The following is an 11,153-nucleotide window of genomic DNA, read 5'->3' as shown; positions in this document are numbered from 1 at the left end:
CAGTGAGGCGAAGATGAGTTTTTCAGTCGATGTGCTGGCGGGGATCGCCATTGAATTGCAGAGCGGGATTGGTCATGCGGACCGTTTTCAGCGTTTGATTACCACGCTGCGTCAGGTGCTGGAGTGCGATGCGTCGGCGTTGCTGCGCTATGAGTCACGGCAGTTTATTCCGCTGGCAATCGACGGGCTGGCGCAGGACGTACTGGGGCGCCGCTTCACCCTTGAAGGTCACCCACGGCTTGAGGCCATCGCCCGCGCCGGGGATGTGGTGCGCTTTCCGGCAGACAGTTCTCTGCCTGACCCCTATGACGGTCTGATCCCCGGTCAGGAGAGCCTGAAGGTACATGCCTGCGTGGGTCTGCCGCTGTTCGCCGGGCAGAGTCTGATCGGTGCGCTGACGCTCGATGGGATGGAGCCCGATCAGTTCGACAGTTTCAGCGATGAAGAGCTACGGCTGATTGCCGCGCTGGCGGCAGGAGCACTCAATAATGCGCTGCTGATTGAGCAGCTTGAGAGCCAGAACATGGCCCCCGGTCTTCCGGCGGCGTTTGAACAGGTCGCCCATACGGAGATGATCGGGCTTTCCGACGGCATGACCCAACTGAAAAAAGAGATTGAGATTGTTGCTGCGTCTGACCTGAACGTGCTGATTAGCGGGGAGACCGGTACCGGTAAAGAGCTGGTGGCTAAGGCGATTCATGAAAACTCGCCGCGAGCCGCCGATGCGCTGGTTTACCTTAACTGTGCAGCACTTCCCGAAAGCGTGGCAGAAAGTGAACTCTTTGGTCACGTGAAGGGGGCGTTTACCGGGGCCATCAGCCACCGCAGCGGTAAATTTGAAATGGCCGACAAGGGCACGCTGTTTCTCGACGAGATTGGCGAGCTGTCGCTGGCCTTGCAGGCCAAGCTGCTGCGCGTGTTGCAGTATGGCGATATTCAGCGCGTCGGGGATGACCGTAGCCTGCGGGTGGACGTGCGTGTACTGGCGGCGACCAACCGCGACCTGCGCGAAGAGGTGCTCGAAGGGCGTTTTCGCGCCGATCTCTTCCATCGCCTGAGCGTGTTCCCGTTGTTCGTGCCACCGCTTCGCGAGCGGGGTGAAGATGTAGTGCTGCTGGCGGGTTATTTCTGCGAGCAGGTTCGGCTGCGTCTGGGGCTGGGGCGTGTTGTGCTCAGCCCACGGGCGCGGGCGCATTTGCTGGCGTACCGCTGGCCGGGGAACGTGCGTGAGCTGGAGCATGCGATTCATCGTGCGATTGTGCTGGCGCGCGGAACGCGCAGCAGTGATGAGGTGGTGCTGGACATGCAGCATTTCGCCTTCAGCGACGAGCCGGAGCTGGTGACGGCGGCGGCAGTCAAAACGTTGCCGGAAACGCCGAACCTGCGTGAAGCGACGGATGCCTTTCAGCGTGACATTATCAGCCAGGTGCTGGTGCAAAATCAGCGGAACTGGGCGGCGAGTGCGCGGGTACTGGAAATGGACGTCGCCAACCTGCACCGGCTGGCGAAACGTCTGGGGCTGAAGGGTTAGATAATCCCGGCCTGGTAAAACGCCTGCAGGTTGATGGCACCCACCAGTTTTCCGCTGTCGTCAACGACCGGCGCGGCGGCAATTTTGCGCTTCATCAGTGTCTCTTTAGCATCGATGGCGCGGCTTTCCGCATTCAGGGTAATGCCACCTTTGGTCATCGCTTCCGTCACCGGAGCGGCCAGGATACCCCCGGCAACCAGCCAACGACGTAAATCGCCATCGGAGAAAATGCCTTTTATCTGGTCGGCATCATCGCAGATGGCGACCATGCCCAGCCCGGTGCGGCTCAGCTCCAGCATCGCATCCATCACGGTTGCATCAATGCGCACGTGCGGTACATCTTCTTTGCGCATCAGGTGATGAACCCGGTTGAGCAAACGTGCGCCCAGTGCACCCGCCGGATGTGAACGGGCAAAATCTTCTTCATTAAAACCGCGAGCCTGCATCACGGCCATTGCCAGCGCATCACCCAGCATCAGGGTATTCACGGTGCTGGACGTCGGGGCGAGGTGCATCGGGCAGGCTTCACGTTCCACGGAAATATCGAGAACGGCTTTGGCGGCCAGGGCCAGTGGGGAGAGAGGTTTGCCGGTCATGGCGAGCAGAATAACACCGCGCTCTTCAAGGCGTGGCACGATCAACTCCAGCTCTCTGGCTGAGCCGGAGTAGGAGATAAACAGCAAAACGTCGCGGCTTTCGATCATGCCAAGATCGCCATGCAGCGCTTCAGCGGCATGGACAAAAAACGACGGTGTCCCGGTACTGGCAAGTGTGGCGGCAATCTTTTTGCCGATATGGCCGGATTTGCCGATACCCGAAACGATCACTTTTCCCTGACAGTTGATGATGGCGTTTGCGGCGGTGAGAAAATCCTCGCCGAGGCGGTCCGGTAAACGGCTGGCTTCCTGCAGTTCAAGCAGCAAGGTCTGACGGGCGGTATTCAGTAACATTTCACTCATTTTCTTCTCCAGCAACGATCACCTCAATGCCTTTTGCTTCCAGTGCGGCACGAAAATCAGCCGGGATCCCGGCGTCGGTGATCAGTTTATTGACACTTTCCAGACTGCATACAATGTTCGGGCTTTTACGGCCAAATTTGGACGAGTCTGCCATCAGGATCACTTCCCGCGCCGCGTTGCACATGGCTTTGCTGACGCTGAACACTTCATTAAAGGTGGTCACACCGGCGTTTAAATCGATGCCATCGGTGCCCATAAACAGCTTGTCGAAACTGAAGTGTTCGAAGGCATTTTCCGCCAGTTGGCCGTGAAATGATGCTGATTTTTTCCGAAAGGTGCCGCCAGGCATCAGGATGGTTTGCTCGTTATCCAGTTCGGAAAGGGCGTTAACAATGTGCAGGCTGTTGGTCATCACCGTGATGTTATTGAAGTGACTGAGCAGCGGTACCATTTGCAGCACCGTGCTGCCTGCATCGAGGATAAGCGAGTCTCCATCCTGAATAAAACTGACTGCCGTGCGGGCAATCTCGCCTTTTTGCCGGGTATTGATCAGCGTTTTGTGATCGATAGGCGGGTCAGTTTCATCTTTGCTGAGCACAACACCGCCGTAGGTGCGAATGACCGCGCCCGCGTGCTCGAGCACTACCAAATCCTTACGGATGGTGGTGCCGGTGGTGTCAAAAAACACAGCCAGATCTTCAACCGAGCATTTTCCCTGCTTTTGCAGATGCTCAAGAATAGCCGCCTGCCGCTGACGTGGTTTCATAAGCGCTGTTATCCCGCGTTAAATTTCAAAATGATAATTTCGCAAGCTAATAGCGTTCACAACGAAATTATCCACGTTTCATTTTAAGCGCTAATGATAAAGCATCCTGGCAGTTACGATCATGGGGAAAGATCACGTCAGGGTCTAATTCTTGACGTTTTAAGCCGCTAATTGCGTCAATTTTAACCGGGCGGGCGAAAACGGTCAGGCCGCGCATCAGCAAAGAATCGCTGACCCGATCCTGTTCATCAAAGGCCACGGCGAGGACAACGCGGGGTTTAAAGCGACCGCTGGAGCGTCCGACGCCCACTCGCCCCTGCTGACAGAGTTTATCGAAGGCGCGATTAAACTGGCGAATCTGCCATCCACCCATCGCCATTTGACTGAGCCAGGCGATAGCGGCGAGGGTAATCAGTGCGGAAACCATAGTGAACTCCTGATTGTGTGTGTTTTCACCCTCTCCCCGTGGGAGAGGGCTGGGGTGAGGGTATCAGCCCACTAAGATCAGAACATCACCTGGCCACCGGTGACATTGATGGACTGACCGGTGCAATAGGCGGCTTTCGGGCTTGCGTAAAACAGCAGTACATTCAGCACATCCTGGTAATCACATCCGCGTTTCAGCGGGACTTTGTCGATGTAATGCTGCTCGACCTCATCGGCGGCAATGCCCAGTTTGCTGGCGTACTGCGGGATAAGCGACTGGAACATCGGCGATTTGAGCAGGTTGCCGAGCATCAGCGAATGCACGGTGATGCCGTACTCCGCGAGATCCAGTGCCAGTGACTGTGTCAGCCCCACACCACCGAACTTAGCCGCGCTGTAGCCCGAGTTGTGCTTGCTACCGACTTTGCCGGATTTAGAGTTGATCTGAATGATGCGCCCCTGAATCCCGTCGCGAATCATCAGGCGAGAAAACTCACGGGCGCACAGGAAATAGCCCACCAGATTCACCTGCAATGAGCGGTCAAAATCCCCGAGCTGTACATCGCTGATAAATCCGGCTTTGGCGATACCAGCGCTGTAGACCAGTAGATCCACCCGGCCAAAAATCTCATCCACCCCGCGCGAAAGTGCCAGCACGCTCTGTTCGCTGGTGGCATCAGCACCAAAGCCGTACGCCATCCCTTCACCAAACTCGCTGTTGATCTCCTGCGCTGTGGTAGCGGCTTTATCACTTTGGATATCCACCACGGCAACGCGATAACCCTCTGCGGCCAGCCCACGGCAGAGGAACGCCCCGAGCGTCTGCCCTCCACCAATGACAACGGCAACCTGTTTCATACTTTTCTCCTTACTGCTTAAGCGACAAATTTCAGTGTGCAACCGGGGTTAATGCCTTCCGGCACGTGACCTGCAACGTGTACCGTGCCGGGGTATTCCGCCTGCGTCTGCCCATCGAAACGCAGGGTGATATGTCCCAGTTCGCGTAAATTCAACTCTGCCACGTCGCCCACGGCGGTCACCGGGTAACGTTTACCGTCCAGTTCGAACTGCGTGCCAGGCCGTAATGCACCGGATAACTCGCCGTGGCAGTGGATGAAACAAAACTCGGCCACGTCGGCAGGTGCCCCTTCGCGAAAGGTGATCAGCATCTGATCGCTGAGGGCGTCGCGGGCACATGCGCCAATCTGGGTAATGGTGGTTTGATAAATCACGCTCATGAACAACCTCTTATTGATAAATAAAGCCGGAGACAAACCAGGCGATAAGCACCGTGGGTGCACCGGTTAAAAAGCGGCTGACCAGTACGGACGGGACGCCAACGCGGACCGTGTCCTGGCGGGCTTCTGCCAGCGAAAGACCCACGGGAATAAAGTCACAGGCGGCCTGGGCGTTAATGGCGAACAGGGCGGGCAGGGCGAGGTGTGGGGGAATGTTGCCCTGGCCGATTTGTACGCCAATCAGCACGCCGATAACCTGCGCGATGACCGCCCCTGGGCCGAGGAACGGCGACAGTAGTGGGAACGAACAGATCAGTGCCAGTGTGACCAGTCCTAACGGATGGCTGGCGAGCGGGGCCAGGCCGTGGGCTATCCAGTCACCCAGACCGGATGCCATGATTATCCCTATCAGTGCCGAGACGAAGGCCATAAACGGCAGGATGGTTTTCAGCACGGTATCGATGGTGTCGCGGCCCGCCTGGAACAGCACCGCAACGGCAGATCCCATCCCCATGCCGACTTTTGCCAGCAGGCCGTCGCTCTGCTCGGTGATTTTTTTGCTGGTATCGTACTCACGCACCGGGGCGTCGCGTTTTACCGGCTGGTCGGTGTTCGCTCCGTCCTGCCAGTAAATGTTGTCTTCTCTTACGCCGGAGACGTAAATGTCTTCGAGAATATACTGTGCCAGCGGCCCGGATTTGCCCGTCGCGTGAATATTGACGGTAGGAATGCGACGTTTGGGGTAGATGCCGCAGCGCAATGTGCCGCCGCAATCGATGATTGCTACGCCAATTTCCGCCTCCGCAGGTTCACCCTCTTTAAAGCCATCGACTGCTTCCCAGCCGGTCATTTGCGCGAGCTTGTCGACGATCGCCGGACGTGTGCCTGCGGTGATGTACACGATTTTTTTGCTGACAGTGGTATCGAGTTCCAGTGGACCGCCCCAGCCGCCCGTTCCCTTTTCAATCACAATGCGGCTCATGATGTCGCTCCGGCGAGTTGTACGTTCTGTTCAAGCTGAATGCCCATCTTTTTCTCAAAGATGGCGGTGGTCAGGTCTGTTACCCAGCCACGGAAGAAGTTGGTGACCAGGCCGACCAGCAGGTAGCTGACCGCAAGCGGACCTAACGGCAGGCCGAGGGTGGTCAGGCCGTTTGCTATCCCCAGATAAACAAAGAGCTCACCCGGATTGATGTGGGGAAAAAGGCCGTTCATGGAGTGGCAGCTGTAAGAGGCTGCTGCGTAATAGCTGGGTTTGTAACGCTCAGGCATAAAGCGCCCGAGGCTTAAGGTCATCGGGTTACAGAAAACAAAGGTGCCGACGCAGGGTAGCAGCAGGTAGCGCGTGACGGGATTGCCCGCGCAGCGCTGGGCCAGCCGCTCAATGCGGTGCTGACCAATAAAGTTGATCAGTGCGTTCATGATGACCAGCAGACTGATCAGCAGGGGCAGAATACCGGTGACCATACCGGTAAACACTTCGCCACCTTTCTGAAATAGTCCGATGAACCATTCGGCACCATGGGTAATGGTTTCGATCATTGTTCTCTCCTTCAGGATCGTTCGTTGTTGTGTAGGTGGCGCTTATAATAATCACTTTGAAAGTTTTAAAAGTGTTATTTAGATCTCAATATGAAAGATAAAATGATCACTTTGAAAGTTTTTGTGGATTCAGATGATTTGAGAAGGCGGGGGAAAGCTCATTTCGGGTAACAGAAAGAAGAAGAGAGGATGAAGGCGCTTCCTTGTAGAAGGTCGCATGCTTTACCATAATTGCCCTGGTTGAATGTCTTGTTAAATGGATGTCTCATGTTTAAGCGTCGTTACGCAGCTTTTCTTCCCGCGCTCGTTTTACTTGCTGCCTGCAGCAGCAAGCCTCAGCAAACCGAAGCCTCGGTGCCCGCCCCTACGGCAGGCGCGCCCTCCGGTGGATTCCTGCTCGAACCGCAGCACAATGTCACCGTGATGGGGGGCGATTTCGCCAATAACCCGGCGGCAGAAAAATTCATCAATGACATGGTCAGCAAGCATGGATTTGACCGTCAGCAGCTACACGAAATTTTGTCTCAGGCGAAGCGACTGGATTATGTGCTGCGTCTGATGGACCGTCAGGCACCAACGCCCAGCGCTGTGCCGAGTGGCCCGAACGGTGCCTGGCTGCGCTACCGTAACCAGTTCATCACTCCGGATAACGTGCAAAACGGCGTTGCGTTCTGGAATCAATATGAAGATGCGCTGAACCGCGCCTGGATGGTGTACGGTGTGCCGCCAGAGATCATCGTCGGTATTATTGGCGTTGAAACCCGCTGGGGCCGCGTGATGGGGAAAACCCGTATTCTTGACGGACTGGCGACACTGGCCTTCAGTTACCCACGCCGTGCGGAATATTTTGCGGGCGAACTGGAAACCTTCCTGCTGATGGCGCGCGATGAAAGCGACGATCCGCTCAATCTGAAAGGTTCGTTTGCCGGCGCGATGGGCTACGGCCAGTTTATGCCGTCGTCCTACAAACAGTATGCGGTTGATTTTAATGGCGACGGGCACATCAACTTGTGGGATCCGGTCGATGCCATTGGCAGCGTGGCGAACTACTTCAAAGCACACGGCTGGGTGAAAGGCGATCTGGTCGCCGTGCCAGCCAGCGGGCAAGCGCCAGGGCTGGAGAATGGCTTTAAAACTAACTACAGCGTGCCACAACTGATGGCCGCCGGGTTAACCCCGCAGCAGCCGCTGGGTAACCATCAGCAGGCCAGCTTGCTGCGCCTTGATGTCGGGACGAGCTACGAATACTGGTATGGTTTGCCCAACTTCTACACCATCACTCGCTACAACCACAGTACCCACTACGCGATGGCGGTCTGGCAGCTCGGCCAGGCGGTTTCTCTGGCGCGTATCCGCTAATTCTGTTCCCCCTCCTGCGGGAGGGGGCAGAAACATTTCGACGCACTCCCGCGACAAAGTTCATTTTACTTCATCCGCGCATCTGATTATTGTTATGTTATAACATTTGAGGTGTGTGATGACGGATGTAACCCTTTTCTCTTGCTCTGGCTGGTTCCGGCTGGGGCTTTCAGTTGTGCTACTCGCGGTACTTTGGCTGCTGACGGCGTGGGCGGTGTCCCTGCCATGATTGAACTTGACCATCTGGTGGCAGGATATGGCGCGCAGGCCGTTACACCGTCGCTTTGCGGCGTGGTTGAGCGCGGCAGCATGACGGCGATTGTCGGTGCGAATGGCTGCGGAAAATCCACCCTGTTGAAAACACTGGCGGGCGTGCTGGCCCCGGTAAGCGGCGCGCTGCGCTGGCCTGAATCTCGTCCGACGATTGGCTGGCTGGCTCAGCGCCAGACGCTCGATCCGCATTTTCCGATCACCGTGCAGGACGTGGTGAGTATGGGAAGCTGGCCGCGTACGTCACTTTTTCGCGGCCTGAATCGTGAAAAGCGTAAGCAGGTCTCGGTGGCGCTGGAGCGCGTCGGGATGTTAGCGATGGCAAACAACACCATTGATGCGCTCTCTGGCGGACAGTTTCAGCGGATGCTCTTTGCCAGGATGTGGCTGCAACAGGCACCGCTCGTGATGCTGGATGAACCTTTCACTGGCATTGATGAAGTCACCAGCCAGCTGCTGATGGAGCAAATTGTCGATATGCATCAGCAGGGGCAAACCATTCTCGCTGTCCTGCATGACAGTGAGCGGGTAAGTCGTTATTTCCCGCAGACGCTGCGCCTGGACGGTGTCAGTGCAAGCTGGGGAGCAACGCTCCCGCAAGCGCAAGAGGTGTGCCTGGCATGATATGGCATCTCTTTTTCCAGCCGTTCGTTGAGTTTGGCTTTATGCGTCGTGCACTGGTGGTCTGCCTGGCGTTATCGATTAGTACCACTGCGCTGGGCGTTTTTCTGCAACTGCGCCGGATGAGCCTGATGGGGGATGCCCTGTCGCACGCCATTTTACCGGGTGTGGCAATCGGTTTTTTACTCAATGGCATGTCGCTGCTGGCGATGAGTCTGGGCGGCTTTATTGCCGGCATCGTGGTGGCGCTGGTGGCGGGAATGATTAGCCGTCGTACGCCGCTGAAAGAGGATGCCAGCTTCGCCGGACTCTACCTCGCGTCGCTGGCGCTGGGCGTCACCCTGGTCTCTCTACGTGGCTCCAGCGTAGACCTGCTCCATTTACTCTTCGGCTCGGTACTGGCGGTGGATAACGACGCGGCGCTCTTTGTTGCGGGCGTCGCCAGCCTGACGCTGCTTTGTCTGGCTTTTTGCTATCGCGGTTTTGTCAGCGAAGCCTTCGACAGCAGTTTTTTACAGATTAATTCCCCGCGCTTGCCCGCGTTCTTCCACAGCCTGTTTCTGGCGTTACTGGTGCTCAACCTCGTCGCCGGCTTCCAGGTGCTGGGGACCTTGATGGCGGTTGGAGTGATGATTTTACCGGCGGTGGCTGCACGCTGCTGGGCACGCACGTTGCCCGGGCTGCTGCTGTTTGCGGGGGGTACCGGGGCGATATGTGCCTGGCTGGGGCTGAGCCTCTCCTGGGGGGCGGGGCTGCCCGCCGGGCCGTCGATTGTACTGACGGCAAGCGGTGTTTTTATCTTTTCAATTTTATTCGGCGCTCGCAGCAGTTTGCGGGCACAAAAATCAGGCAAGGGGACATGATGAAAAAGGCAGGGGTGGTTCTGGCATTGGCTTTAGGGCTGATGACGCAAGGGGCAATGGCGAAGACGTTGAATGTAGTCGCGAGTTTTTCGGTGTTGGGAGATATTGCGGCAAAAACCGGGGGAGAGCATGTCAAAGTGACCACGCTCGTGGGGCCGGACGGCGACCCGCATACGTTCGAACCGAGTGCTAAAGATAGCGCATTGCTGAATAAAGCCGATGTGGTGGTAGTTAACGGTCTGGGGCTGGAAGGCTGGCTCGACAGACTGGTCAAAGCCTCTGGTTTTAAAGGAACGGTTGTTGTGGCTTCTGAAGGCGTAAAAACCCATACCCTTGAAGAAGATGGCAAAACTGTGACTGACCCGCACGCCTGGAACAGTGCGGCAAACGGCGCGCTCTATGCACAAAACATTCTGGCGGCGCTAGTGAAAGCGGATCCACAGGATGAGGCAGCACTGAAGGCCAACGGACAGAAATACATCGAACAGATCCAGCAGCTAGATAGCTGGGCAAAGGTGCAGTTCAACGGTATTCCGCAGGAAAAACGCAAAGTACTGACCAGCCATGATGCGTTTGGTTACTTTGGTCGTGCCTATGACGTGACCTTCCTGGCGCCGCAAGGGCTCTCTTCAGAAAGTGAAGCCAGTGCGCAGCAGGTGGCCAGTCTGATCCAACAGATTAAAGCAGACGGCGTGCACACCTGGTTTATGGAGAATCAGCTCGATCCGCGTCTGGTCAAACAGATTGCAACGGCAACCGGCGCACAGCCTGGCGGTGAGTTGTACCCGGAAGCGCTGAGCAAGAAAGGCGGCGTAGCGGATTCCTACACGAAGGCGTTTCGCCATAACGTAGAAACCATCGCCAACAGCATGAAATAATGCCCTCGAAGCCAGCGTAAGCTGGCTTTTTTCTGAAGCCTCCTCGTAAATTCATCACCTCGCCCCCACCTTTATCCTGAAAGTGTTATCTTTTCCGCCACGGTTTAGGCACGACAGGAGTCATCATGACTGACAGTGAATTAATGCAATTGAGCGAGCGCGTGGGCCTGGCGTTAAAGGCGCGTGGCGCAACGATGACCACCGCAGAGTCCTGTACGGGCGGCTGGGTGGCAAAGGCAATTACCGATATTGCGGGTAGCTCTGCCTGGTTTGAACGGGGTTTTGTCACCTACAGCAACGAAGCAAAATCGCAGATGATTGGCGTTAAGCCGGAAACGCTGGCAGCTCACGGTGCCGTCAGTGAACCGGTCGTCGTGGAAATGGCGATTGGTGCACTGAAAGCGGCGCGCGCGGATTATGCAGTCTCCATCAGCGGTATCGCCGGGCCGGACGGTGGCAGCGAGGACAAACCCGTTGGGACCGTGTGGTTCGGTTTTGCCTGCGTGAACGGGCAGGGGATTACCCGCCGTGAATGCTTTGAGGGTGACCGCGAAGCGGTGCGTCGTCAGGCCACAACCTATGCATTACAAACACTGTGGCAACATTTTCTACAAAATACTTGATACTGTATGACCATACAGTATAATTGCGGCATCAGATCAGAAATTCACGGCGAAGCGTAGCGCTTCACCTTGCATGA

13 protein-coding genes are annotated in these 11,153 nt (G+C 56.5%); 6 read left to right on the top strand and 7 right to left on the bottom strand.

The genetic code is table 11. The features are described from left to right. Positions 1–13: 13 nt before the first annotated feature. Positions 14–1,531: a nitric oxide reductase transcriptional regulator NorR gene (norR, locus tag AC5JPW_RS21085; protein WP_494243029.1), complete on the top strand. Its 1,518-nt coding sequence runs from the start codon at positions 14–16 to the stop codon at positions 1,529–1,531. Here the strand turns inward: norR and gutQ are convergent. From gutQ to srlA, 7 genes are all read right to left on the bottom strand, one after another. Continuing rightward, positions 1,528–2,490 (bottom strand): arabinose-5-phosphate isomerase GutQ, encoded by a 963-nt coding sequence (gene gutQ, locus AC5JPW_RS21080; protein ID WP_494243028.1) that lies wholly within the window; start codon positions 2,488–2,490, stop codon positions 1,528–1,530. The genes norR and gutQ overlap by 4 nt on opposite strands. Further along, on the bottom strand, positions 2,483–3,256 hold the full coding sequence (srlR, locus tag AC5JPW_RS21075; RefSeq protein WP_494243027.1) for a glucitol operon DNA-binding transcriptional repressor SrlR: 774 nt from the start codon (positions 3,254–3,256) through the stop codon (positions 2,483–2,485). Before srlR ends, gutQ begins: the two co-directional genes overlap by 8 nt. Before the next feature lie 67 nt (positions 3,257–3,323). Beyond that, a complete protein-coding gene (gutM, locus tag AC5JPW_RS21070; RefSeq protein ID WP_494243026.1) occupies positions 3,324–3,683 on the bottom strand; it encodes a transcriptional regulator GutM in 360 nt (119 codons plus the stop codon). A 77-nt stretch (positions 3,684–3,760) separates the two neighbouring features. Further along, the gene (gene srlD, locus AC5JPW_RS21065; protein WP_494243025.1) at positions 3,761–4,540 is read right to left on the bottom strand and encodes a sorbitol-6-phosphate dehydrogenase; all 780 of its coding nucleotides are present in this window, start codon (positions 4,538–4,540) and stop codon (positions 3,761–3,763) included. A 17-nt stretch (positions 4,541–4,557) separates the two neighbouring features. Continuing rightward, the gene (srlB, locus tag AC5JPW_RS21060; protein WP_494243024.1) at positions 4,558–4,920 is read right to left on the bottom strand and encodes a PTS glucitol/sorbitol transporter subunit IIA; all 363 of its coding nucleotides are present in this window, start codon (positions 4,918–4,920) and stop codon (positions 4,558–4,560) included. Between the two features lie 10 nt (positions 4,921–4,930). After that, positions 4,931–5,902 carry a PTS glucitol/sorbitol transporter subunit IIB gene (srlE, locus tag AC5JPW_RS21055; protein WP_494243023.1) on the bottom strand — a complete coding sequence of 324 codons (972 nt, stop codon included), beginning with the start codon at positions 5,900–5,902 and terminating at the stop codon, positions 4,931–4,933. Beyond that, the gene (srlA, locus tag AC5JPW_RS21050; RefSeq protein ID WP_494243022.1) at positions 5,899–6,462 is read right to left on the bottom strand and encodes a PTS glucitol/sorbitol transporter subunit IIC; all 564 of its coding nucleotides are present in this window, start codon (positions 6,460–6,462) and stop codon (positions 5,899–5,901) included. Before srlA ends, srlE begins: the two co-directional genes overlap by 4 nt. Positions 6,463–6,729: 267 nt before the next feature. Between srlA and mltB the strand changes: the two genes are divergently transcribed. The 5 genes from mltB (at position 6,730) to pncC (ending at position 11,076) form a co-directional block, all read left to right on the top strand. After that, complete coding sequence (gene mltB, locus AC5JPW_RS21045; RefSeq protein ID WP_494243021.1) at positions 6,730–7,821, top strand: lytic murein transglycosylase B; 1,092 nt, start codon at positions 6,730–6,732, stop codon at positions 7,819–7,821. 225 nt (positions 7,822–8,046) lie between these two features. Further along, on the top strand, positions 8,047–8,715 hold the full coding sequence (locus AC5JPW_RS21040) for a metal ABC transporter ATP-binding protein (RefSeq protein WP_494243020.1): 669 nt from the start codon (positions 8,047–8,049) through the stop codon (positions 8,713–8,715). After that, a complete protein-coding gene (locus AC5JPW_RS21035) occupies positions 8,712–9,575 on the top strand; it encodes a metal ABC transporter permease (RefSeq protein WP_494243019.1) in 864 nt (287 codons plus the stop codon). Before AC5JPW_RS21040 ends, AC5JPW_RS21035 begins: the two co-directional genes overlap by 4 nt. After that, positions 9,575–10,453: a metal ABC transporter substrate-binding protein gene (locus AC5JPW_RS21030; protein ID WP_494243909.1), complete on the top strand. Its 879-nt coding sequence runs from the start codon at positions 9,575–9,577 to the stop codon at positions 10,451–10,453. Before AC5JPW_RS21035 ends, AC5JPW_RS21030 begins: the two co-directional genes overlap by 1 nt. A gap of 125 nt (positions 10,454–10,578) precedes the next feature. Then, positions 10,579–11,076 (top strand): nicotinamide-nucleotide amidase, encoded by a 498-nt coding sequence (gene pncC, locus AC5JPW_RS21025; RefSeq protein ID WP_494243018.1) that lies wholly within the window; start codon positions 10,579–10,581, stop codon positions 11,074–11,076. Positions 11,077–11,153: the final 77 nt, after the last annotated feature.

The sequence above is a fragment of the Phytobacter sp. genome (assembly GCF_059074235.1).
Note: the sequence above shows the minus strand (reverse complement) of the source record. Positions and strands in the feature narration are given on the sequence as shown.